Raw genomic sequence first — 24,211 nt, 5'->3', positions numbered from 1 at the left:
CTCGGTGTGTGCGACCAGCCCTCGCACGGCATGTAAGGGATGCACGAGGTCGGGTCGCCAGTAGGCTGCCCGACGGTTCGAATCCTGACTGACTGCGAGGCACCGACGTGACCGACATGACCTACCGCCGACTCGGACGTTCCGGCCTGAAGGTGAGCGTGCTCTCCTTCGGCTCTTGGGTGTCGTTCGGTCCCCAGCTCGACGTCGCCAAGGCGGCCGAGTGCCTGGAGGAGGCCTACGCCCACGGCGTGAACTTCTTCGACAACGCCGAGATCTACTCCGACGGCAAGTCCGAGACGATCATGGGTGAGGCGATCAAGAAGCTGGGCTGGGAGCGGCACAGCTACGTGATCTCCTCCAAGTTCTTCTGGGGCATCAAGGACGGCGTGAACAGCAAGAACACGCTGAACCGCAAGTACCTCATGGAGGCGATCGACCCGTCGCTGGAGCGCATGGGCCTGGACCACCTGGACCTGATCTACTGCCACCGCCCCGACCCCGAGACCCCCATCGAGGAGACGGTCTGGGCGATGAGCGACATCGTCAGCTCGGGCCGGGCGCTGTACTGGGGGACCTCGGAGTGGAGTGCCGACGAGATCCGGGCGGCCTGGCACATCGCCGACAAGCACCACCTGCACAAGCCGGTGATGGAGCAGCCGCAGTACAACCTGGTGTGGCGTGACAAGGTCGAGGAGGAGTACGCCCGCCTGTACGACGACATCGGGCTGGGCCTGACCACGTGGTCCCCGCTCGCGTCGGGGCTGCTGACCGGCAAGTACCTGGACGGTGTACCGGAGGGCAGCCGGGCGACCCTGCCGGGCTACGAATGGCTCCAGAAGATGCTGACCAACGACAAGACCAACGCCAAGGTCCGCGAGCTGCAGACCGTGGCCGACGACCTGGGCTGCACGGCGGCACAGCTGTCGATCGCCTGGTGCGCCCAGAACCCCAACGTGTCGACCGTGATCACGGGTGCCAGCCGGCCCGAGCAGGTCACGGAGAACATGAAGGCCCTGAACGTCATGGACCAGCTCGACGACGAGGTCATGGGCCGGATCGACGAGATCTTCGGCTAGGCCTGCCGTCCATCGCTCGCGACACGCCCCCGCATCGTCGGGGGCGTTCGTGCGTTCGGATGGGGTAACCGCTTCGGTCGCACCTTGCAGCGACAGCAGCGCGGGATGCGAGCTCCTCCTTCCGGGACTGTTGACAGGTGTCCGGATCGGGACACATCGTCGCGCGTGTCGGGTTGTTGCCCACTTCAGACCGCCTTGGATGACAGTGTCCAACAGCAGCCACGAAGCGGAGACGATCACCACTGACGATTCGTGCGAAATGCTGGTTGAGCTGGGGAAACACCCGATCCGAGACCGTCGAGGCGGTATACTCGAACACACGATCGAGACAGGTGAGAGGTGGGGTTCGGGGTATGGGGTCAGGGGTGGTGGAGGCGGGTGAGGTGACCGAGCTGGTCACCCACCTCCATGCCCTCGCCAGCAGGTTCGACCCCGACGCCATCCCCGACCCCGACATCGCCGGGCTGGTTGCCGACCTGGGTCGTGCCGGCCGGATCGTCGATGGGATGCTCACCAGGGCGGCCCGACGGACTGCCGAGGCCGACGCCCACCACACAGCGGGGGTGAGGGATGCGGTGACGTTGATCGCCACCGCCACCGGCACCACCCCTGCGGCGGCCAGGAAGATGCTGAAGACCTCCGCGCAGCTGGTCGACCAGCCGGAGGTGGACCGGGCGGTGACCGACGGGACCCTGTCGACCGACCAGGCGGTGGTGGTGTCCGAGACCGTCGCTGATGCCCCCGAGAGGGCGGGTGAGCTGATCGTGGATGCGGCCTCGCAGTCGTTGCCGGAGCTGCGGAAGAAGGCGCGTGACATCCGCACCGCTGCCGACCCGGACCGGGAAACGACGCGTCGTCGGCATCTGGCACGGCGGGCGTTTCGGTCGTGGACGGAGACCGATGGCGAGTGGAAGGCGTTCCTGCAGGCCCCCGGTGACCTGGGTGCCCGGATCGAGGCGGCGCTACGGGGCGAGCACGATGCGGTGTTTCGTGCCGCCCACGCCGCCGGCCGTCGGGAGGACGATGCCTGCTACCGCTTCGACGCCCTCCTCAACCTGCTCGACCACCCCACCCATGACCCGACCGGCATCGTGGGGTCTCCGGCCGGCTCGACCGCCATCGGGCCGCCGTCTGAGCAGTCAGAGGGCGGCAGGACTGGCGACAGCCAAACGGCCGCCACGAACGCGCCGGTCCAGGCAACGCTCCTCGACGCCCCTGGCACCAGCGACACCGACTCCAACACCCCCGGCAGTACCGACTTCAACGCCGACCACGCCCGCCGCACCACCCCCAGCGACGGCGACGGTGCCGGCAGCACCGACCCGGCCAACGGTGACGGGGCCGACAGCTCGGACCCGATCGACGGTGACCGTGTGGGCGGCCCCGACGCGAGCAGCAACATCACGGGCGGCGTCGAGCCGAGCCGAGACGCTCCAGGCGGCACGGACCGGAGCCGCACCACCACGGACAGCCCGCCGCCCGGCCGCCAGGCCGACGGGCCGGATCCCGGCGCCCATGTCCAGGACCCGGACACGATCCACGACGGGTCCGGCCGGACCGACCGGACCGACAACGCCCCGCCCAGCGACGACCCGGACAAGCAGAAGGGCTCGGGGCTCAACGTCACCGATCCCGACGCCGGATCGGGAGTCCATCCGGCGTCGCAGCGACATCGACCCTCCGGACGGCAGACCAAGGTGATCATCCGCGTCGACGGCTCCGCCCTCGTGCGTGGCGAGCTCGTCGACGGGGAGGTCTGCGAGATCGCCGGCATCGGCCCCGTCGCACTCTCCGCAGTCCGCGAACAGATGCTGGATGCCCACATCGCCTACGTCATCACCAACGCCACCGACGTCACCGTCGCCCACCTCGGCCGACAGGTCACCGCCCGCCAACGCACCGCACTGGAAGCCCGCGGCTACCGATGCGAGGTACCCGGCTGCACCGCCGACCACCTCCTTGAGATCGACCACGTCACCGGATGGGCCATCACCCGCACCACCAAGCTGTCAGACCTCGCCTGGCTCTGCGCGGCACATCATCGGGACAAGACCAGACGCAACCACCAGCTCCACGGCCCACCCGGCCAACGCATCTGGACCACCGAGGGCGGCGTGGAGATCAGCCGCGACCCACCCCTCGCCGCCTGACGAGGCGGGCCCCATCGCAAGCGACTGAACCCGTCCATCACGACGCGACCACAGATCGCCGTCCAGCAGTCAGCGCCCGGATCAGTACAGGCTCGAACCACCCTGTTGGCGCTTCAGGGGGCGACCCACGGGATCGGTCACGTGCGGCCAGTCGGGTGTGTCGGACTCGGCTGGGTCCCGGCTCCGCACGGGTGTCGCTGTGAGGTGCGACCCACGGGATCGGTCACGTGCGACCCGCCGGGTGCGCCCGACCCGGCCGGGTCCCGGCTCCACACGGTGTCGCCACGAGGTGCGACCAACAGCACCGGTCGAGGCACCCCCGCGCACGCCCACGTCCCCACACAACGCGGCTCGGCGGCGCGAAGGGCACCACGACAGCGGTGGACTCGACCCTGCCCGACAGGCCGGAGGGGGATCACTCCCGCCTAACCTACGGATGCGTAGGGTGGTGTCATGCGTCCCCAGCTGCTCCTGCGAGGCATCTCGCGCCTTCTGTGGCTCCTCAGCCTGCCGTTCGTCCGCTTCGAGTTCCGCGGCGGCGCCTGCATCAACGACCACCCGGCGTGGATCATGTCGGCCAACCACCGGTCGGTCTACGACTTCCCGCTGGCCGTCATCGGGCTGGAGCACTTCCGCTGGTACGCCAGGATCATGATCGCCTCGGAGTTCTTCAAGATGCCGGTCTACGGCTGGGCCGTCTCCGTCATCGACGCGATCCCCGTGTACCGCAAGACCGATCCGATGGGCTCCCTCCACGCGGCCATCACCGCCCTGAAGGAGGGCGACAGCGTCTGCATCATGCCGGAGGGCACCGTGCACTGGGACCCCGAGCAGCCCCTCGCCATGGGCCCGGTCCGGACAGGGGTGTCCCGCCTGGCCGTCGCCTCCGGCGTCCCGGTCATGCCGATCGCCCTGGTCGGGACCGAGCGTGTGTGGCCCAAGCGCCGCAAGCTGCCCGCGTTCTCGCTGCGCCGACGCACCGTCGTGTGTCGCCTCAGCGATCAGCCCGTGTGGCTGACCGGCGACGACCACCGGGGCAACGCCAGGAAGGTCAAGGAGGCCACCGAGGCCCTCATCCAGAAGGCAACCGACGACCTGCGCGCCATCGACCCGACCTACATGCCACAGCTGGACGGCTGACCAGCACGACCGACAGGGGGCTGTCGTGAGCACCATCGCCGACGTCGAGCGGGCCTTCGAGGACGCCGCGATCCTCCACCCGCTGGCACTGCATGTCATCGATCGGGACGGAAACACCGTGGTCTCGCTGGCCGGCGGTCCGGGGCCACGACCGATGACCGTCGACAACCCGGTGTTCCTCTACTCGGTGACCAAGGCCGCGGTCGGGCTGACCGCCGTCGTCGCTGCCGCCCGCGGGCTGCTCGACCTCGACGCCCCGGTCGCCGACATCTGGCCGGCCTTCGGCGCGCACGGCAAGCAGGGCGTGACGATCGCCCAGGCGTTGTCGCACGGTGCCGGCGTGCCCGGCTGGCCCGACGATGGCATCGACATCGGCGTCCTCTTCGACCTCGACAAGGCCACCGACCGCCTGGCAGACCAACCGGCTTGGTCACCACCCGGCGTGCCGTGCGAGCACGTGTACACCTACGGCCACCTCGTCGGCGCCATCCTGCAGCAGGCGACCGGCGAGCGGATCGACGACCTGTGGCACCAGACCGTCGCTGGTCCGCTCGGCCTCGACCTGGTCATGACCCCACCAGCCGACGCCGTCCCGCTGACCGACCCTGACGGCGTCCTCGCCGCCCTGGGGCCCGGACGTCCGCCGCTGCTCACCCAACTCCTCCAGCAGCTCGAGCCGCTGCGCGACGTGGCGTGGATCAACGCGCTCACCCCCGGCCGCGCCCCGCTCGCCCCCGCGGTCACCGGCTGGGCATCGGCCGCCGGGCTGGCCCGCCTCTACGCGGCCTGGGCCGGCGACTGGGGCCGGCAGACACTCGGCCCCGAGCTCCAGCAGCGGTCCTGGACCGCCCACACCTCAGGCGAGGACCAGGCCATGGGCGGACACTACGACTGGGCGCTCGGGACCAGCGTCGACGACCCGTTCTTCGGCATGGGCGGCATCGGCGGATGCGGCGCCTGGCACGACCACTCGTCGGGGCTCTCGGTCGGGCTGGTCACCGCCCGTGTCCCCCTCCCGGGTGCGCTGGACGAGCTCGAGGCAACGGTGGACGGACTAGCCCGTTCGTGATCCCCGGAATGACCTCAACCGTCACGCGGTGGAGGTCGTTTCGTTGGGTGCACCGAGAACCCTCCACCATCCGGGAGTGCACCCATGACCGCTCGCACCGTCACCATCGCCGTCCTCCTCGGCATGTTGCTGCTCAGCGTCTTCGGTGGGGCCGCCGTGGCCACCGACTCCCCCAGCGAGTCGGTGACCGTCGAGTCCGCGGAGTCGGCCGACGTCGACCGTCACCAGATGGCGACGCGCTGATCCTCCTCCAGCCACAGCCCGTCCTCCGGGGAGGTCGCGAAGGCCTCGTGGAACGCGTCGATGTTGCGGACGACGTTGACCCGGAACTCCGGCGGGGAGTGCGGGTCCACCGTCAGGCGGCGGATCGCCTCCTCCTTCCGGCTGGCCACCCGCCAGACCCGTGCCCAACCCACGAAGAAGCGCTGGTCGCCGGTGAGTCCGTCCACGACCGGCGCCTCCTGCCCGCCGAGCGACAGCCGGTAGGCGTGGTGGGCCACGGCGACCCCGCCGAGGTCCCCGATGTTCTCCCCCACCGTCAGCTCGCCGTTGACGGTGTGTTCCTCACCCAGGTCGCGGGGGGAGAACGCCGAGTACTGGTCCTTCAGCGCCTGCGCCCGCTCGTCGAACCGTTCGCGGTCGCCTTCGGTCCACCAGTCACGCAGGGTCCCCGACCCGTCGTAGCGCGACCCCTGGTCGTCGAACCCGTGGCCGATCTCGTGCCCGATGACCGCCCCGATCGCGCCGTAGTTGTAGGCCGGGTCGGTCGTGGGATCGAAGAACGGCGGCTGCAGGATCGCAGCGGGGAACACGATCTCGTTCATCGCCGGGTTGTAGTAGGCGTTGACGGTCTGCGGCGTCATGAACCACTCGTCACGGTCAACCGGCCGGTCGACCTTGCCGACCTCCCAGTCGAACGTGAACGCCGCCGCCCGTCGGAGGTTGCCGACCAGGTCGGCAGGATCGATGACCAGGTCGCCGTAGTCGCGCCACTTCACCGGCCGCCCGATCTTGGGGCGGAACGTCGCCAGCTTGGCCAGCGCCTCCTTGCGGGTCTCCTCCGCCATCCACTCGAGCGTGGAGATCCGCGCCTCGTAGGCCTTCAGCAGGTTGTCGACCAGCTCGGCCATCTGCGCCTCGGCCTCCGGCGGGTAGTGGCGCTCCACGTAGAGCTTGCCGACGGCCTCGCCCATCACCCCCTGGACGGTGGCCACCCCCCGCTTCCAGCGTTCCTTCAGCTCCTTGGCGCCGGTCAGGATGCGCCCGGTGAAGTCGAAGCGTTCGTCGACGAACGGCGAGGAGAGGTAGGACGCGGTTCCACGGAGGACCCGCCACGCCAGCCACCGCTGCCACACGCCGAGGTCGACCTCCTCCAGCGCGACGGACACGGCCTCGAGCACGTCGGGCTGCCCGACGACGACCTCGGTCCACTGCGACTCCGCCAGGCCCATCGCCGTCAGCCAGGTGGGTGCGGTCGGCAGCAACGACGTCAGCCCGTCGGCGTCGACGAGGTTGTAGGTCCGGACCGCGTCGCGGGTGGCCGTGCGGTCCCAGTGGGCGGCGGCCAAACGGGTCTCGAGCGCCATCACGTCCTCCGCGGCACCGGCGGCGTCGCGGCCCCCGATGGGGTCCAGGCCGTGCTCGGCGGCGAGGGCCATCATCCGCTCGACGTGGCCGACATAGGCGCTGCGGATCTCCGCGTGCTCGTCGAGGCGGTAGTAGGACTCGTCGGGCAGGCCGAGGCCGCTCTGGGCGAAGTGCAGCAGGTACCGCTCGGGGTTGCCCCGATCCACCCAGGGAGACAACGAGACGACACCGCCGACACCCTCCCGCGCCAGCCGACCCATCAGGGCGACCAGCTCGTCGGTGTCGCCGAGGCCAGCGATCGCACCCCACGTGGACTCCAGCGGTGCCGCGCCCAGCGCCTCGACGGTCTCCTCGTCGACGAAGCTGGCGTACAGGTCACCGATCTTGGTGGCCTCCTCGCCCGTGATCCGTCCCTCCGCGGCGTCGGTGATGATCGTGCGGACCTGCTCCTCCGACATGTCGTTGAGGATGGCGAAGGACCCGTGGGTGGCCCGGTCGTCGGGGATCTCGGTGCGCTCGACCCACCTGCCGTTCACGTGGCCGAACAGGTCGTCCTGCGGCCGGACCGCCGGGTCGAGGTCGAGGTCGTCGATGGTGTCGAAGTCGCGTGCAACGCTCATGGGCAGGTGGGGCCTTCGTCGGGACGGGTCGGGACCCGCCATGCTGTCACCTCGGGGAGGCCGGGGCAGCCGACCATCGGTCGTGCCAGCCCCCGACGGACGGTGCGATGGCGCATGATGGCGAGGTGAACGGGACCCACTCCTGCTGCGCGCAGCGTGGCGCCGGCCTGCGCGAGGATCCGTCGTGACCGGCCGGGACGACGAGATCGCCCGGCTGCGGCGTGTGGTCGAGCGGGAGCGACAGGCACGGCGCGAAGCCGAGCAGATCGCCGAACGGGCCATCGCGCGGTTGTACCGGACCCTCGAGGCCACCGAGCAGGAACACGCCACGCTCCGCGCCGTCGCGGCATCGGCCACCCACGACATCAAGAACCCGTTGTCCACGATCAGCGGGTTCGCCAAGCTCCTCGACGCCAGGCAGATCGAGGAGCCGCTGCTGACGGAGATCCTGGGACGACTCGTGGCCTCGACCGACTACACCATCGAGCTGATCGACGGACTCCTGGAGGTCCTCGCCGCCGGGACGGTCGCAGGGCGCACCGCGACCACCGACCTCGACCCCGTCATCGAGCAGGTCGCCAGCGAGCTCCGGGCCCGGCATCCGGAGGCCCGGCTTGTCGGCGAACCCGTGGGGAAGGTCGCGATGGCCGCCGTCGACGCCCATCGACTGCTCGACAACCTCGCCGAGAACGCGGCACGCCACGCCGGCGTCCCGTCGGTGCGGATTACGGTGGAGGTCCTCCAACGCAACCCCGAGGAGGTGACGCTGCGGGTCGGCGACAACGGCGTCGGGATCGACGAGGCCGACCGCGACCGGGTCTTCACCATCTTCCAGCGCGGGCTCGACAAGGCGCGCGGGACCGGCACGGGGGTGGGCCTGGCGTTGTGTCGACGGCTGGTCGAGGCGGTCGGGGGTGCCCTGTGGCTGGACGAATCCCCGTCGCCGGAGGGTGGGGCCGCCTTCCTGCTGCGGCTGCCGGTCCCGGCGGAGGACACGGGCTGACCGGTCCGCTCGAACCCGGCTGCGCCGGTCGGCCGAGCAGTCGCCTGTCAGCCCTTCAGGCCGCGGGCGGCGAACCGGCCGTCCCGATGCCGCACCTCGAGCGGATGGTCGAAGACCCGTGACAGCGCGTCGGAGGTGAGGGTCTGCTCGATCGGACCCGCGTCGACGATCGTCCCCCCGGCGACGAGGGCGACGTGGGTGAACCCTCGCGGGATCTCCTCGACGTGGTGGGTGACCAACGCAACCGCCCGCACGGCGGGGTCGGCGGCGATGTCCTCGAGCAGTCCGAGCAGCTGTTCCCGCCCGGCGATGTCCAGCCCCGCGGTCGGCTCGTCGAGGAGCAGCAGCTCGGGCCCCGTGAGGGTGGCGCGTGCGATCTGCACCCGCCGGCGTTCGCCCTCGCTGAGCAGGTCCAGCCGCCGGTCCGCGATGGCGGCCAGGCCCACTCGGTCCAGCGCTGCGTCGACCGCCGCCCACCGCTCCTCGTCGTGGGTGGACCCGAACCTGACCAGCTTGGCGTCGAACCCGCTGGCCACGGCGTCGCGGACGGACATCCGCTGGTCCATCAGCCGTTCGAGGGAGGACGCGGTGTACCCCAGCCGCAGGCGCAGGTCCTGGACCAGCGTGCGGCCCAGGGTCTCGCCCAGCACCCGGATGGTGCCGGTGGAGGCGTGGTCGTAGGTCGCGGCGACCTTGAGGATGCTGGACTTGCCGGCGCCGTTGGGGCCGAGCAGCACCCACCGTTCGCCGTCCTCGACCCGCCAGTCGACGTCGTGGAGCACGACCTGCCGTTGGCGGGTCATGCCGACGGCGTGGAGCTCTATCGCGGTGTCCATGGGGTCCCTCGTCGTGTGGCGGTGGTCACCCCACCACGAAGTTGACGAGGCGGCCGGGGACGACGATCTCCTTGCGGATCGCCTTGCCGTCCAGCTGGGCGGCAACCTCGGCCCTGGCGGCGGCCAGCACCGTGTCGTTGTCGGCGCCGTTGGGCACCTCGACCGTGCCCCGCAGCTTGCCCTGGACCTGCACGGCGATGGTGATGGTGTCCTCCACCAGCGCCGACTCGTCCCACTCCGGCCAGGGCTCGTTGGCCAGCGACTCGTCGTGGCCCATGCGGGACCACAGCTCCTCGGCCAGGTGCGGTGCGTAGGGCGAGAGGATCAGCACGAAGGCCTCCATGTCGGCCTTCGCCATCGGCTCGCCGCTGCAGGTGTTGACCAGCTCCATCATCTTGGCGATGGGCGTGTTGACCTTCAGCTCCTCGATGCCCGTCGTCGCTTCCTTGATGGCGGTGTGGAGGGCCTTGCGGACCTCGCGGGGCGTCTCCTCCGGCATGGGACGCAGCTGCCCGCCCGTCTCGGAGTCGGAGGTGTCGACGAACAGCCGCCAAGTCCGCGACAGGAAGCGGTGGATGCCCTCGCAGCCGGAGGTGTTCCAGACCTTCGTCTGGTCCAGCGGGCCCATGAACATCTCGTACAGCCGCAGGGTGTCGGCGCCGAAGCGCTCGATGATCTCCAGCGGGTCGACGGAGTTGTTCAGGCTCTTGCCCATCTTCCCCGACTTCTGCTCCACGGGGGTGTCGGTGCCGGTGACGAACCAGTCGGTCCGGACCTCCTCCTGGGTGTGGGCGCTGGTCATCGTGACCGTCCGGCCGGGGCGCTGCTCGACGTCATCGGGGTGGACGTACTTGCCGCTGCTCTGCCGGTAGCTGTTGGCCAGGATCATCCCCTGGTTGGCCAGCCGGGTGAACGGTTCCCGCGTGGGCACCAGCCCGATGTCGTGGAGGACCTTGTGCCAGAAGCGGGCGTACAGCAGGTGCAGGACGGCGTGCTCGACCCCACCGATGTAGAGGTCGACATCACCCCAGTAGCGGACGTTCTCCTGACTGAACGGCAGCTCGGTGTTGCTGGCGTCGGTGTAGCGCAGGTAGTACCAGCACGACCCCGCCCACTGCGGCATCGTGTTGGTCTCGCGCATCGCCGGACGACCGTCGGGCGCGGTCGTGTACAGCCAGTCGGTGGCGCGGGCGAGCGGCGGCTCGCCGGTGGCGGTCGGCTTGTACTCGTCGACGTGCGGCAGCTCGACCGGCAGGTCCTCGTAGGGCACCGGCACGATCTCGCCGGTCGGGTTCCCCTCGTCGTCGAGGATGTGGAGGAACGGGAACGGTTCGCCCCAGTAGCGCTGACGGCTGAACAGCCAGTCCCGCAGCTTGAAGTTGACCTTGCGTTCGCCCTTCCCCTCCGCCTCGAGCCAATCGATGATCGCCGGCTTCATCTCCTCCGTCGTCATGCCGTCGAACTGGCCGGAGTTGATGACGGTGCCGCTGCCGGCGAAGGCCTCCTCCTGCACGTCCACCCCCGCGGGGACGCTGAACGTCGGGACGATCGGCAGGCCGAACTTGCGGGCGAAGGCGTGGTCGCGTTCGTCGTGGGCTGGCACGGCCATGATCGCGCCGGTGCCGTAGCTGGACAGCACGTAGTCGGCCACCCAGATCGGCACGGCCTCGCCGTTGACGGGGTTGATCGCCCGGGCGCCGGTGTCCACACCCGTCTTGTCCTTGGCGTCGCCCATCTGCCGGTCCAGCTCGGAGCGGGAGATGGCCTTCTCGACGTACGCCTCGACCTCGGCGCGCTGCGCGTCGGTGGTGATCGACGCGACCAGCGGGTGCTCGGGGGCCAGCACGCAGTAGGTGGCCCCGAACAGCGTGTCGGGCCGTGTGGTGTAGACGACGAAGTCCTCGTCGGCCCCGTCGATGCTGAAGGAGACCTCCGCACCCTCGGACCGTCCGATCCACTGGCGCTGCATCTCCAGGACACCCTCGGGCCAGTCCAGCTGCTGCCCGTCGGGGAGCGGCTGGTCGAGGTCGTCGAGGAGCTCCTGGGCGTACTCGGTGATCCGCAGCATCCACTGCTTCATGTTGCGCCGGACGACGGGATCACCGGTCTCGACGTAGCGGTTGTCCACGACCTCCTCGTTGGACAGCACGGTGCCCTGGGCCTCGCACCACCACACGGGCACCTCGTCGAGGTAGGCGAGCCCCTTCTCGTACAGCTTCAGGAAGATGTACTGGGTCCAGCGGTAGTAGTCGGCGTGGGACGACACGACCTCGCGCGACCAGTCGTAGGAGAAGCCGAGGCGGCGCAGCTGGGTACGGAAGTACTCGATGCGCTCATCGGTGATGACCGCCGGGTGGATGCCGTCGCGCTGGGCGGCGCGTTCGGCCGGCAGGCCGAAGCTGTCGAAGCCCATCGGGTTGAGGACGCTGTAGCCCTTCATCCGCTTGTAGCGGGCGACGAGGTCGACGGCGGTGTAGCTCTCGGGGTGGCCGACGTGCAGCCCCGACCCGGAGGGATAGGGGAACATGCCGAGGGCGTAGAACTTCTCGCGGGAGGGGTCCTCGACCGCCTTGAAGGTCTCGTGCTCGGCCCAGTACGCCTGCCACCTGGGTTCGATGGTGGCGGGGTCGTAGGCATGGCTGCGTGGGGCGCCGGTGGTGTCGCTGCTCATCGTGCCCGAGGGTACGCGGCGAGTCACCCAGCAGGCGAGGTGGCCGGGGCCCGTTCGACCGAGCATCGTCGGCGACGTCGCCACCACACGGCGACTAGGGTCTCGGTCATCCCGACCGAGGAGGAACCCACCGTGCCCGACACCGACCGCACCGTCGCCCCGTACGGCACCTGGCCGTCCCCGCTGTCCGCCGCCGACCTGGCCGCGGCATCCGTCGGGTACAACGACCTCGCCGTCGACGGCGAGGACGTCCTGTGGCTGCAGAGCGACCCCACCGACGGTGGGCGCGTCGCGGTCGTCCGGTCGGGCGCGGACGGTCGGGAGGTCCTGTCCCCCGCGGGCTTCAACGCCCGGACGAGGGTCGGTGAGTACGGCGGCGGCGCGCTCGGTGCAGGCCACGGCGTCGTGCTGGCCTGCAGCTGGGAGGACCAGCGGGTCCATCGCATCGCCGACGGGGACGCCGTCCCCGTGACCCCCGAGCCGGCGACCCCCGCCGGGATCCGATGGGCCGGGATGGCCGTCCTGCCGGGCGGTGAGGCGTTCTTGGCCATCCGCGAGACCCACGGCCCCGACCGGCCCCGGTCCAACGTCAACGTCCACGGGGCCGAGGAGGCCATCAACGAGATCGTCCACGTCGACATCTCCTCCGGTAGGACCACGGTCCTGGTCACGGGTCCGGACTTCGTCGGCGGCCCGTTCGTGAACGCCGCGGGGACACGGGTGGCGTGGCTGCAGTGGGATCACCCCGACATGCCGTGGGATGCCGCCGAGCTGTGGGTCGCGGACATGATGGCCGACGACGGACCGGCGCTCGGCGACGCCGTGCACGTGGCCGGCGGGGACGGCAGCGCGGTCGCCGATGCCTGCTGGGACGGCGACCGGCTGCTGTTCAGCGACGACCCGGACGGCTGGTGGAACGTCTTCGCCTGGTCCGACGGGCCGGTCGAACGGCTGCAGGAGGAGGCCGTCGACAGCGGCGCACCCCGCTGGGTGCACGGGATCGGTCAGATCACCGTGGCCGACGGCGCGATCCACGTCCAGACGCTGTCCGACGGGTACGCCCATGCCCGACGGATCGACGGGACCGGGAGCGGCACCGCCCTCCACATCGACGGTGTCGGGCTGGTCGGATCGTTGGCGACCGTCGGCAAGGACCTGGCGATGATCGCCGGCGGCCCCGCCATGCCCACGGGCGTCTTCCGGGTCGACCCGACCACTGGGACGGCGACCCGCCTGAGCGCCGAACGGGAGGACGCCGCCGCACGGATCGGGGCCGTCCCCGAGCACATCACGTTCCCCACGGCCGACGACGCGGTGGCCCACGGCCTGTACTACCCGCCGACCAGCGCCACCCACGTCGGCCCCGACGACGAACGGCCGCCGCTGGTCGTGCTGACCCATGGCGGCCCGACCAGCGCCGCCCGGACGACCATCAACGGCACCGCCCAGTACTGGACGTCACGCGGGTTCGCCGTCGTCGACGTGAACTACCGCGGGTCGATCGGCTACGGCCGGGCCTACCGGGATGCGCTGCGCGGCAACTGGGGGATCCACGACGTGGCCGACACGATCGCGGCCACCCGCCACCTGGTCGCGGCCGGCCTCGCCGACCCCGACCGGCTGATCATCGAGGGCGGCAGCGCCGGTGGGTACACCACCCTGCTGGCGCTGTGCACGACCGACACCTTCGCCGCCGGCGGCAGCCTCTTCGGGGTGGCGGACCTCCGTGCCCTGGCGACCGACACCCACAAGTTCGAGTCGCGCTACCTCGACTCCATGGTCGGCCCGTGGCCCCAGGACGAGCAGGTGTACGTCGACCGCTCCCCCATCACCCACGTCGAATCGCTGGCCACGCCGATGATCGTGCTGCAGGGCGACGAGGACGCGGTCGTCCCCCCGGCGCAGGCCGAGCTGATCGTCGCGGCGCTGCGGCGACGGGGCATCCCCCACGCCTACATCCTGTTCGAGGGCGAGCAGCACGGCTTCCGCAAGGCCGCCAACATCACCCGCTCCCTCGAGGCCCGGCTGGCCTTCTACGGACGGGCGCTCGGCTTCGACCCGGCCGACGACATCGACCTGCCGGAGTTCGACCCGGGCACCCGCACCTAACGCACGCCGGTGATGTCGACGCCGTCGATGCGGCCATCGCGGGTGAAGGCCACGGTCACCGCGGTCGTGCCGATGGTGGCGACGACGATCTCGTCGAGGCCGGTGGTCGACAGGCCGGCGTCACGGCACAGCGCCACGGTGGCGACCCGGTGGTCCATCGGGGCCAGGGCCACCCCCGTGGTCAGGGCCTGCACGAACTCCTGGGCCTGGACCGGCGGCAACGGCACGTCGCCGAGCAGGGCGTACATGGCCCCGTCCAGGTAGGGGAAGCGGTACATGGCCGACGCCTGCGTCCAGCCGCGGGCGATCGCCGCGAGCAGGAAGGGGTCGACGTCGAGGACGGACCAGACAGCCTCGGCCAGCTCCTCCACGTCGTTGGCGCGGCCGTAGTCGCGCAGCGCGGTCACGCCCGTCAGCAAGCTGGGGTCGAACGCCCCGTCCTTCGCTGCCCACGCCCACGTGAAGGTGTCGGCGGCCTCGTCGGTCGCGCCGACGAGCTGGGCGGCGAACTGCATCTCCGACCCGAACCGTGCGACACCGGCCTCGAGGTCGAGCTCGCCGACCTCTCCACCGACGAGCCTGGCCAGCCGTTGCTGGCGCAGCAGGGTGGCCGGCACGTGTTCGGCGGCCAGGTCCAGGATCAGCGGCAGGTCAGCCATCCTCACCACCCCGCCTGGAGGGGCTTGCCCTCGGTGAAGCCGGCGAGGGACTGCAGGCCGATGACGGCGCGGTCGGCGAAGGCCGCCAACGAGCGCGCGCCTGCGTAGGTGGCGGCGCTGCGGACCCCGGCGGTGATCTGGTCGAGCAAGTCCTCCACCCCCGGGTTGTCGGGGTCCAGGTACATCCGCCCCGAGGAGATCCCCTCCTCGAACATGGCCTTGCGGGCCCGGTCGAAGGCGTCGTCGTCGCGGGTGCGGCGCGACACCGCCCGCGAGGACGCCATGCCGAAGGACAGCTTGTAGGACCGGTCGTCGGCGTCGACGAGCAGGTCGCCGGGTGATTCGTGCGTCCCCGCGAACCACGACCCGATCATGACCTGCGACGCGCCGGCGGCCAGCGCCAGCGCCACGTCCCTGGGGTGGCGGATGCCGCCGTCGGCCCAGACGTGTCCGCCGGCCTCGCGAGCCGCGGCGGCGCAGTCGAGGACCGCTGACAGCTGGGGCCGGCCCACCCCCGTCATCATCCGGGTGGTGCACATCGCGCCCGGCCCGACGCCGACCTTGACGACGTCGGCTCCGGCGGCGATCAGGTCCCGCGTGCCCTCGGCCGTGACGACGTTGCCGGCCACGACGGGCACCCGTGGGTCCAGTCCCCGGACGGCCTGCAGCGCCTGCAGCATACGGGCCTGGTGCCCGTGGGCGGTGTCGACGACGAGGGTGTCGATCCCCGCCTCCAGCAGCTCCTTGGCCTTCGCCGCCACGTCACCGTTGATCCCGACGGCCGCCGCGATGGCGAGCCGGCCGTCAGCGTCCAGCGCAGGGCGGTACAGGTGGGACCGGAGTGCACCCTCACGGGTCACGAGCCCCACGAGCCGTCCATCGGCGTCGACGACGGGCGCCAGCCGACGATGGGCGGCATGCAGCGTGTCGAAGTACGCCCTCGGGGTACGGCCGGCGGGCAGGGTCAGCAGCTCCGTCGACATGACCTCGCCCACCTGGGTGAACCGGTCGACGGTGTGCAGGTCGGCCTGCGTGACGACCCCGACGGGTTCGTCGTCGGCGAGGACGACAGCAGCACCGTGCGACCGCTTGTGCAGCAGGTTCTGGGCCTCACCGACGGTGTCGGTCTCCACCAGCGTGATGGGGGTCTCGTAGACGGTGTGGGCGGCCTTCACGCCGGCAACCACGTCGGCCACGATGTCGGCGGGGATGTCCTGGGGGATGACCGCCATCGCTCCACGCCGGGCCAGCGTCTCGGCCATGCGTCGGCCGGACACCGCCGTCATGTTGGCGGCCACGATGGGGATCGTCGACGGGCAGCCGTCGCCGGGGGCCAGGTCGACGTCGAACCGGGACTCCACGTCGGAGGAGCCGGGGACGAGGAAGACGTCGTCGTAGGTCAGGTCGTTGGGCGGCACGTGGCCGTCGAGGAATCGCACCCGGCCACCGTAGACGGCGCCGCACCCCCCGACGAGGGGTCACCCCGACGAGCAGGACCCGACGGCCACGGGCCGACCAGCGGCAGCCCTCGCCCGGGTCAGCGTGCCAGGGTCGTGGCGACCGGATCCACCACCGCCCGGTCCTCCTGCAGCGCCCGCACCATCAGCGCGATCCGCCAGGCAAGGCCCAGGACCACCGCAAGGGTCGCCACCGTCCCGACCAGGAAGACGGCGCCCTCGAGGACGTCCAACCGGTCGGGCACCCCGATCGCCCCGAGCAGCCGGACGACGCCGACGCCGACCGCGCCGCCGATGCTGATCCGGTTCGCCCGCCCGATCATCAGGTCGCGACGGCGCGCCTCGGGCAGCTGTGGGTCGGCGATGCGCCGCAGGACCACCCCGGCGTGCCCCGGCGGACCGACGAGGATCCGGTCGCCTGCCGGGGACGACCGGACGGCGACCCGAACCCCGGCCCGCGCCCAGCGAGCCAGCGGCCCGAAGCCGAACCGTTGCCCCTGCCACCACGACGGCGGGTTGGGGTACCGCTCGGCGACCACGACCCTGGGCCGAGCGTTGTCGAGCGGGCCGGGCAGCCACGGGCGCAGGGGCCTGACCCGCGCCGTGCCCGTCGGAAGCTCACCCGCCGGCAGGGTGGTGAGGGTGAGCGTCCACCCGAGCCCCGCCCCGTCCGACAACCCGCGCAGTGACCACCAGTACCGCGAGGCGCCGTAGGCGAGGATCACCCCGGCCGCGCTCACGAGCTGCCCCAGCGCCTCCCGGACGCCGCCGTCAGCACCGGCCACGAGAGTCGCGCCGATCAGCAGCGGGCCCACCCCCGCACCCAACAACCGCTGCACCCGCCACCGGCTCGCCCGCAGCACCGACCGTGCTGCCGTGCCGTCTGCCCTGTTCTCCACCGAGCGTCGCTCCTGCCTGTCGGGCTGCCATCCTGCCCCACCGGCGACCCGCGATGTGGCTGCGCCGACGAGTCCGCTGGGTACGGTCTGTGCGTGACCGAACCCGCCGAATCCGATCAGCCGGCGATCCAGGTCGAGGGGCTCACCCGTTCCTTCGGGGAGACCGTCGCGCTGGATGGCGTCGACCTCGTCGTCCGTCCCGGCGGCGTCGTGGGCCTCCTGGGCCCCAACGGCGCCGGCAAGACGACCCTCGTCCGCATCCTCGCCACGTTGCTGCGCCCCACCTCCGGCACCGTGCGGGTGTTCGGCCACGACGTGGTCGACGAACCCCATGCGGTGCGACGTCGGATCTCCCTCACCGGCCAGTACGCCGCCGTCGACGGCCTGCTGACCGGACGCGAGAACCTGGTGATGTTCGCCGACCTGCTCGGCCTCTCCGGCCGGTCCGCGCGTCTCCGGGCCGACGAGCTGCTGACACGGTTCGACCTCCTCGAGGCAGCGGACCGTCGCGCCTCGACCTACTCCGGCGGCATGCGGCGTCGCCTGGACCTGGCGTCCAGCCTGATCGTGCCGCCGAGCCTGCTGTTCCTGGACGAACCGACGACCGGGCTGGACCCGCGGACGCGCAACCAGATGTGGGACGTCATCACCGAGCTCGTGTCGGCGGGGACGACGCTGCTGCTGACCACCCAGTACCTGGAGGAAGCCGACCAGCTGGCCGACCGCATCCTGGTGATCGACCACGGGCGGATCATCGCCGACGGCACGGGCGACGAGCTGAAGGCGGCAGCCGGCGGCGTGACCGTGGAGGTCCTCCTCGCCGACCCGCACCGGGTCGCCGTGGCCTGCGCGGCCCTCACGGGTGCCGGCCTGGATGCACGGGGCGTGCAGGCGGCGCACGCCGACCTCGAGGTCCCCACGGAGCTCGGGCACGGCCTGGAGACCGTCCAGCGTGTCGCCGCGGCCCTGGAGTCGGCGGGGGTCGCGGTCAACGACCTCGGGCTCCGGCGGGCGTCCCTGGACGAGGTGTTCCTGCAGCTGACCGACCGCCCGGCGCCTGCCTCGACGTCCGGGACGCCCCCCGCGACGGATGCAGCGCCCACCTCCGGTGCAGCCTCCACCTCCGGGGCCGCGACGACCGACGAGGCGATCCGATGACCTCAACCCTGCTCGATCCGGCGTCGCTGGAACGCCGTCGTCCCCGCAGCGGCCTCGTCGGTGCGCTGCAGGACGGCTGGACCATCGGCAAGCGCAACCTCAAGCACTTCACCCGACTGCCCCGCCTGCTGGTGTTCTCCACGATCCAGCCGGTCATGTTCGTGCTGCTGTTCGGCTACGTCTTCGACGGGGCCGTTCGCGGCTCGCTCCCGGAGGGGTTCGACACCTACCTGGCGTTCGTCCTGCCCGGCATCTTCGTGCAGTCGACGATCTTCCGGATGACGCAGACCGCCGTCGGCCTGGCCGAGGACCTCGAGCGCGGGGTCGTGGACCGGTTCAGGTCCCTGCCGATGTCGCGCTCGGGCGTGCTGATCGGCCGGACCATCGCCGACCTGGTCCGATCCCTCGCCGTGATCGTGCTCATGGCGGTGTTCGGCATGCTGGTCGGATTCCGGTTCGCCAGCCCCCTCGGCGCGCTGGGGGCGCTCCTCGTGGTCGCGGTCTTCGGCTACGCCCTGTCGTGGGTCTTCGGCTGGGTGGCGCTGATGGTCCCGGGCGGTGAGTCCGCCCAGGCCGCGGCGTTCGTGACCGCGTTCCCGCTGTCGTTCATCTCCAGCGTCTTCGTGCCGCCGGACTCCGTGACCGTCGGATGGTTGGCGTTCGTCGCCCGCAACTCGCCCGTCAGCGCCACGGCGGACGCGGCACGCGGCATGGCCGTCGGTGGTCCTGTCCTGGAGCCGCTGCTGATGACGCTCGCCTGGAGCATCGCGCTGCTGTGCGTCTTCGTGCCGCTCAGCGTCGCCCGGTTCCGACGCCTGGAGTAGCGCCGTTCGGGAAGCGGTTCAGATCCGCACGTAGGTGGGGACCGCCGCGGTGGCGAACTCCTCCACCTCGATCTCCACGATCAGCCCGTCGACCACGGTGTAGCGGTCGCGACCGTGGACGACGGTTCCGTCGGCGGTGACGCGCCGCCAGTGGCCGACCGCGGTCGTGTCGCTCGTGACCCCGGAGCGGACGATCGACATCGTCTCGTCGTCCCCACGACGTGCCCACACGGTCTGCAGCAGCTCGGCGATGCCGTTGCCGCCGCTGACGGTCAGGGGTTCGCCGTCGATGACCTCGACGTAGGTGGCGTCCTCGTGGAGGAGCCGCGTCAGCTCGCAAAGCTCGAACGGCCCACGCCGCCGCGCCTGCAGGAACCTGCGGACGACCGCGCCGACCTCGAGTGTTTCGCTCATGACGCAGAGTATAGAACCGAGGTGGCCTTCAGTCCACGAACCGAACACAGAGGGTGACGATCCGTCCGAACTCCGGGCCGCGAATCACGTCTCGTAGGGCTCGTCGGGTTGTGGGACAGGACGCAGGGACTCCGCGGCGAGCAGGGGTGGGTCGGTCGTGAGCTCGCCGATGACGTGGTCGTCGCGGTTCTCCCACGTGCCGGTCACCTCGACCCACTGGTCGACCGGTGGGGCGGGTTGGTCGCTGCGGACGTGCACGTTGATGGCGGTGCCGTCGGCGGCACAGCAGGACAGCGCGAACCGGGTCAGCACGAACCCGTCGGGGAGGACCTCGGAGACGAACCCGGTCAGCTGCACGGTGGCACCGGCGAGCGACAGGTCCGGATCGTAGAGCGCCCGACCGGCGTACTCGCCGAGGGGCAGGGACACGACCCCGTTGACGGCGTCGGGCAGCGGGGGCCAGACGGACGTGCGCTGCTGGACCACTCCTGACTGTCGGTTGGCAGCGAAGGAGCCGAGCGGCGGCGGGGCCACCAGCAGGACCGCGAACAACGGGGCGGCGAGCATCCAGGCGACTCGCGGCGCCGAGGAATGGTCGTGGCCGTGCCCGTGGTCGTCAGCATGGTGCTCGTGGTGGTCGCCGTCGGGGTCCTCCAGCGCCCGGATGGCGCGGGCCAGCACCAGCACACCGAGCACGCCGATCACGACGCCCGACACGACGAGCAGCGGCACGTAGGACGGCTTGATGTAGTCCAGCGCCGCACCCGACAGCCCGAGCCTGACGGCCACGCCGCCCACGGCCAGCAACAACGCACCCTGCGCCCGTTGGTCCATCACGACCACGCTCCCGTCACGTCGACGGCCATCGCATCTCGGGTGATCCCGAAACGGCTGCTCATCGAACCACGATCCCTTCGGTCCAGGTGATGTTGCCGGTGATCGCACCCGCGGCGAGGCCGACGACCACCGCCGACCCGAGCGCCACGACGAACGCCAACGGCGCGAAGCGCGCGGTGAACCGTCGGCCGAACACTCCCGCCTGCAGCGCGACGAGCTTGACGTCCACGGCGGGTCCCACCACCAGGAAGGCCAGCCGGGCGGTGGTGGAGAACTGGCTCAGGCCGACGGCCACGAACGCGTCGGCCTCGCTGCAGATGGCCAGTACGACCGCGAGGGTGCCGAGCGCCAGGATCGCGACGACCTCGTTTCCGGCAAGCAGGTCGAGGACGGTGCGGGGGACGACGACCTGCAGCGTGGCCGCGGTCATGCCGCCGAGGACCAGCCAGCCGCCTGCATGGAGGAAATCGTGGGCAGCAACCGTGGTGAACATCGTCCACGGCGTGCTGGCCTCCTCCCCACCCGACGCGGTGCGCAGCAGGTCGTCGTCGCCGAACCGCGCCCAGATCCAGCCCACGAGGACGGCGGCCATCAAGGAGGCCACGAACCGAGCGACGACGATGTCGGGGCGGCCGGGGAAGGCAACGGCCGTGGCGGCGAGGACGACCGGGTTGATGGCCGGCGCGGCCAGCATGAAGGCGAAGGCGGCAGCGGGCGACGCGCCGCGCTGTGCCAGCCGTCCGGCGATCGGCACGGATCCGCACTCGCAGCCCGGCAGCGCCGCACCCGCGAGACCGGCCATCGGCACCCCGAACAGCGGGTTGGTCGGCATCAGCCGCACGAGCGTCGAGGCGGGCACGAAGGCCGCGATCGCCCCGGACACGAGCACGCCGAGGACGAGGAACGGCAACGCCTGGATCGTGATCGACACGAAGATCGTGGACCAGGTCTGCAGGGCCGGATCGTCGAACAGGCCCGCCATCGCGGGCCGCAGCAGCACCGCGCCGACCAGTCCGATCGCGAGCAGCTCCAGGGCAGGGACCCGGCGCGTCGTCGACAGCCCGGTCCCGGGCCGAGGGTCGCGGACCGCCGGCGAGTCCTTGGTGGGGGTGCTCACCGGCGGGATGCTACTGCGGGTTGTGTGCCGACCGCGAAGCGATCACACGCGCCTGTGGACAGCATCATCCATCGCGGCCCTCAGCTGGGTGCCGATGACCGTCCAGTCCCATCGCGCCCGGACGTGGTCGACCGCCGCACGGCCCATCGTGCGTCGTCGTTCCTCGTCGGCCAGCAGGTCGATCACCGCCGACAGGACCTCCTCGTCGGCGTCACCGTCGACGACGAGTCCCGTGCGACCGTGCACGACCGTCTCGGGAGCACCACCGGAGTCGCCGACGACGACCGGGACTCCCGACGCCTGCGCCTCCAGGAACACGAGTCCCAGCCCCTCGACGTCCATGCCGGCGAGGCGTGTCCGGCATGGCATCGCGAACACGTCGCCGGTTCGGTAGTAGGCAGGAAGGTCCGCCCACGGGACCTCGCCGGTGAACGTGACCGACTCGCCCAGCCCACCCGCCGTGACAGCCTCCTCGAGGGCGTCACCGATCGGCCCGGTGCCGACCAGCAGCAAGCGAGCGTCCGGCACGGCCTGCTGCACCCGCGGCCAGATCCGCACCAGGGTGTCCTGACCCTTGCGAGGCACCAGGCGGCTGATGCAGACCACCGTCGGCGCGTCGCCCAGGCCGTGCCGGTCCCGCATGGTCGGTCCGTCCGGGGTGAAGACCGTCGTGTCGACCCCACCGGGAAGCCGGTGGAGCCTCGTCAGCGGGGCGAGCACGGGCTCCAGCCGCTCGGCCGTGAAGTCGCTCAGCAGGGTCGTGACGGTGCTGCGGCGCCCGAGTCGACGCACGAGCGTCGAGAACCCGAAGCGGCACATCCCTGCCTCCCGCCCGTGGGTGATGGCCACGGTGGGTGCGTCCAGCCGATCGGCCATCTCCGCCAGCGGCCATGCCGACCCGAACACCACGACCTCGGCACCGTGCTCGGCGATGGCGGCGTTGACCGCCCTGACGACCCCGGGAGTGGGCAGGAGTGGTCGACGGCTGATGCGCTGCACGCGATAGGGCAACGTGGCGTCGTGGGCCGCGTCCCCCTCCCACGGCGAGGCCAGCACCATCACGCCGTCGGGGTCGAGGGTCGCCACCACGTTGGCGACGAACTGCTCGATGCCACCCGACCGGGGCGGGAAGTCGTTGGTCACCCACAGGCTGCGTGGTGCCCGTTGGTGATCGGCGGACGAGGAGGAGGGTGAGGAGGACATGGGCACGTAGAGGATGGGGGTTCCGGCGCCACATGCGGTACGGCGACCGGACAGGTCAGGGCAGTCGCGGGCGTGACATCCCCGGGGTCACCCGGCCTCCAGGCCCCTGGCGATGCGTTCGGCCACCGGCGGATGGGAGAACCACAGCGCCACGGCCCACGGGGGTGGGTCGGGCTCGGAGAGGTTTCGTTCGGCGAGCCCGACCATCATCCGGACGAAGGTGTCCGGGTCACCGGTGAGCGTCAGCGCCGTGGCGTCCGCAGCAGACTCCGCACGACGCGACGACCACCGTTCCAGCGGGGTGCAGGCCACGGCCAGGACCAGTCCGAGGCCCACGATCGGGACGGCCATCTCGGGGCGGACACGACCGTCCTCGTCGCGCAACCGGCGACCGAACAGCAGCTGGACCGCAGCCACGGCCAGGACACAGCCGCCCAGGATGACGGCAGCCGTCCGCTCGAGGTCGCGGTTGGCGTCGTGGGCCAGCTCGTGGGCGACGATGGCGAGCACCTGCTCGTCCGGCGCGTCGGCCAGCAGGGTGTCGTACAGCACGATACGCCGGGTGCCGCCGAGGCCTGAGACGTAGGCGTTGGAGGCGGTCGTGCGTCGGGAGGCGTCGGCGACCAGCACACGGTCGGGCGCGGTGCCGAGCGCCCGGTCGGCCAGCCGGTCGATGTGGGCGCGCAGCTCGGGTTCGTCCAGCGGCCGGAACGACAGCAGCAACGGCTCGAACAGCAGCGGGCTCACCAGGACCAGCACGACGCCGGCCAGCCCGAGGGACAGCCCGGCCACCGGCACCCAGTCCCGCGGGCGACGCTCGACCAGCCAGGCGACAAGCGCCACGACGGCCACGACGCCGAGCCAGTAGGGACCGTGCACCACGCCCCAGTCACGAAGCCACTCCCCCGTCGACTGGGTGCTCAGCCCGACATCGACGGACGCGCGCAACCCCAGCCACTGCAGCGGCAGCCGGACCAGGTCGGAGACGACCCAGACCGTGCCACCGAGCAGGCCAGCGACGAGCGGGCGGAGCTGACGCCGCCCGGCCACGGCACGCCGGTCGTTGCGGGGCCTGAGCCGTCCCGCGACGCGACGACGGACGGCGGGACGCAGCACGACCAGACCGACCCCGACCCGAAGCAGGAGGCTCGCGATCGCGAGCGGCCGCAGTCCTGCGCGGTAGGCGGTGGCCTCCTCCAGGATGGAGGACGGCACTCCGGCGGCCTCGAGGTCCGCCCGGCCGACGGCGTCGGCGATCGGCCTGAGGACCTCGCCGAGCACCGCGGCGAGCACGGCCAGTCCAGCGAGCACCCACCACAGCGTCGTCAGCGGGGACCGCTTCCCCGATGGCGTCACGGTCGCGTCCTCGGATGTCACGTGGG

General features: G+C 71.3%; 20 protein-coding genes. 9 read left to right on the top strand and 11 right to left on the bottom strand.

The features are described 5' to 3' along the window. Window positions 1-116 precede the first annotated feature (116 nt). The 5 genes from CUC05_RS06270 to CUC05_RS24535 all read left to right on the top strand — a co-directional run bounded on the left by CUC05_RS06270 (window position 117) and on the right by CUC05_RS24535 (window position 5,678). A complete protein-coding gene (locus CUC05_RS06270; protein ID WP_108665408.1) occupies window positions 117-1,076 on the top strand; it encodes a potassium channel beta subunit family protein in 960 nt (319 codons plus the stop codon). Between the two features lie 353 nt (window positions 1,077-1,429). Further along, window positions 1,430-3,226 (top strand): HNH endonuclease signature motif containing protein, encoded by a 1,797-nt coding sequence (locus CUC05_RS06265; protein ID WP_108665224.1) that lies wholly within the window; start codon window positions 1,430-1,432, stop codon window positions 3,224-3,226. 453 nt (window positions 3,227-3,679) lie between these two features. Further along, window positions 3,680-4,366, top strand: a complete 687-nt coding sequence (locus CUC05_RS06260; protein ID WP_108665223.1) for a lysophospholipid acyltransferase family protein — start codon at window positions 3,680-3,682, stop codon at window positions 4,364-4,366. Between the two features lie 25 nt (window positions 4,367-4,391). Beyond that, window positions 4,392-5,435 carry a serine hydrolase domain-containing protein gene (locus CUC05_RS06255; RefSeq protein ID WP_108665222.1) on the top strand — a complete coding sequence of 348 codons (1,044 nt, stop codon included), beginning with the start codon at window positions 4,392-4,394 and terminating at the stop codon, window positions 5,433-5,435. An 84-nt stretch (window positions 5,436-5,519) separates the two neighbouring features. Continuing rightward, on the top strand, window positions 5,520-5,678 hold the full coding sequence (locus CUC05_RS24535) for a hypothetical protein (RefSeq protein WP_157965281.1): 159 nt from the start codon (window positions 5,520-5,522) through the stop codon (window positions 5,676-5,678). Here the strand turns inward: CUC05_RS24535 and CUC05_RS06250 are convergent. Then, a complete protein-coding gene (locus CUC05_RS06250; protein WP_108665221.1) occupies window positions 5,657-7,642 on the bottom strand; it encodes a M13 family metallopeptidase in 1,986 nt (661 codons plus the stop codon). The genes CUC05_RS24535 and CUC05_RS06250 overlap by 22 nt on opposite strands. Window positions 7,643-7,826: 184 nt before the next feature. Between CUC05_RS06250 and CUC05_RS06245 the strand changes: the two genes are divergently transcribed. After that, window positions 7,827-8,645 (top strand): sensor histidine kinase, encoded by an 819-nt coding sequence (locus CUC05_RS06245; protein ID WP_108665220.1) that lies wholly within the window; start codon window positions 7,827-7,829, stop codon window positions 8,643-8,645. A gap of 47 nt (window positions 8,646-8,692) precedes the next feature. Here the strand turns inward: CUC05_RS06245 and CUC05_RS06240 are convergent, their stop codons facing one another. Further along, window positions 8,693-9,481, bottom strand: a complete 789-nt coding sequence (locus CUC05_RS06240) for an ABC transporter ATP-binding protein (RefSeq protein WP_108665219.1) — start codon at window positions 9,479-9,481, stop codon at window positions 8,693-8,695. Between the two features lie 25 nt (window positions 9,482-9,506). Beyond that, window positions 9,507-12,152: a leucine--tRNA ligase gene (leuS, locus tag CUC05_RS06235; RefSeq protein ID WP_108665407.1), complete on the bottom strand. Its 2,646-nt coding sequence runs from the start codon at window positions 12,150-12,152 to the stop codon at window positions 9,507-9,509. 132 nt (window positions 12,153-12,284) lie between these two features. Between leuS and CUC05_RS06230 the strand changes: the two genes are divergently transcribed. Beyond that, entirely contained in the window at window positions 12,285-14,261 is a 1,977-nt protein-coding gene (locus tag CUC05_RS06230) for an alpha/beta hydrolase family protein (protein WP_205712153.1), read from the top strand. On the opposite strand, the gene CUC05_RS06225 is transcribed toward CUC05_RS06230, so the two are convergent. From CUC05_RS06225 to CUC05_RS06215, 3 genes are all read right to left on the bottom strand, one after another. Beyond that, on the bottom strand, window positions 14,258-14,920 hold the full coding sequence (locus CUC05_RS06225; protein WP_108665218.1) for a DUF6882 domain-containing protein: 663 nt from the start codon (window positions 14,918-14,920) through the stop codon (window positions 14,258-14,260). The genes CUC05_RS06230 and CUC05_RS06225 overlap by 4 nt on opposite strands. 2 nt (window positions 14,921-14,922) lie before the next feature. Further along, the gene (locus tag CUC05_RS06220; RefSeq protein WP_108665217.1) at window positions 14,923-16,359 is read right to left on the bottom strand and encodes a GuaB1 family IMP dehydrogenase-related protein; all 1,437 of its coding nucleotides are present in this window, start codon (window positions 16,357-16,359) and stop codon (window positions 14,923-14,925) included. Window positions 16,360-16,457: 98 nt separating this feature from the next. Further along, the gene (locus CUC05_RS06215) at window positions 16,458-17,276 is read right to left on the bottom strand and encodes a hypothetical protein (protein WP_157965280.1); all 819 of its coding nucleotides are present in this window, start codon (window positions 17,274-17,276) and stop codon (window positions 16,458-16,460) included. Window positions 17,277-17,369: 93 nt separating this feature from the next. Between CUC05_RS06215 and CUC05_RS06210 the strand changes: the two genes are divergently transcribed. Together CUC05_RS06210 and CUC05_RS06205 are read left to right on the top strand one after the other, a co-directional pair. After that, window positions 17,370-18,434 (top strand): ATP-binding cassette domain-containing protein, encoded by a 1,065-nt coding sequence (locus CUC05_RS06210; protein ID WP_108665215.1) that lies wholly within the window; start codon window positions 17,370-17,372, stop codon window positions 18,432-18,434. Then, the gene (locus tag CUC05_RS06205; protein ID WP_108665214.1) at window positions 18,431-19,258 is read left to right on the top strand and encodes an ABC transporter permease; all 828 of its coding nucleotides are present in this window, start codon (window positions 18,431-18,433) and stop codon (window positions 19,256-19,258) included. Before CUC05_RS06210 ends, CUC05_RS06205 begins: the two co-directional genes overlap by 4 nt. Before the next feature lie 18 nt (window positions 19,259-19,276). Here CUC05_RS06205 and CUC05_RS06200 read toward each other — a convergent pair whose 3' ends face one another. From CUC05_RS06200 to CUC05_RS06180, 5 genes are all read right to left on the bottom strand, one after another. Further along, on the bottom strand, window positions 19,277-19,672 hold the full coding sequence (locus CUC05_RS06200; RefSeq protein ID WP_108665213.1) for a nuclear transport factor 2 family protein: 396 nt from the start codon (window positions 19,670-19,672) through the stop codon (window positions 19,277-19,279). Window positions 19,673-19,756: 84 nt separating this feature from the next. After that, window positions 19,757-20,506 (bottom strand): TIGR03943 family putative permease subunit, encoded by a 750-nt coding sequence (locus CUC05_RS06195; RefSeq protein ID WP_157965279.1) that lies wholly within the window; start codon window positions 20,504-20,506, stop codon window positions 19,757-19,759. A gap of 61 nt (window positions 20,507-20,567) precedes the next feature. Next, window positions 20,568-21,626 carry a permease gene (locus CUC05_RS06190; protein ID WP_205712152.1) on the bottom strand — a complete coding sequence of 353 codons (1,059 nt, stop codon included), beginning with the start codon at window positions 21,624-21,626 and terminating at the stop codon, window positions 20,568-20,570. A 42-nt stretch (window positions 21,627-21,668) separates the two neighbouring features. Beyond that, window positions 21,669-22,829: a glycosyltransferase family 4 protein gene (locus tag CUC05_RS06185; RefSeq protein ID WP_108665211.1), complete on the bottom strand. Its 1,161-nt coding sequence runs from the start codon at window positions 22,827-22,829 to the stop codon at window positions 21,669-21,671. Between the two features lie 87 nt (window positions 22,830-22,916). Beyond that, on the bottom strand, window positions 22,917-24,185 hold the full coding sequence (locus CUC05_RS06180) for a M48 family metalloprotease (protein ID WP_157965278.1): 1,269 nt from the start codon (window positions 24,183-24,185) through the stop codon (window positions 22,917-22,919). Window positions 24,186-24,211: the final 26 nt, after the last annotated feature.

Origin of the sequence: Euzebya rosea (assembly GCF_003073135.1) — a bacterium.
GTDB lineage: Bacteria > Actinomycetota > Nitriliruptoria > Euzebyales > Euzebyaceae > Euzebya > Euzebya rosea.
The sequence above is the reverse complement of the archived record's forward strand: the minus strand, read 5'-3'. Positions and strand labels throughout refer to the sequence as shown.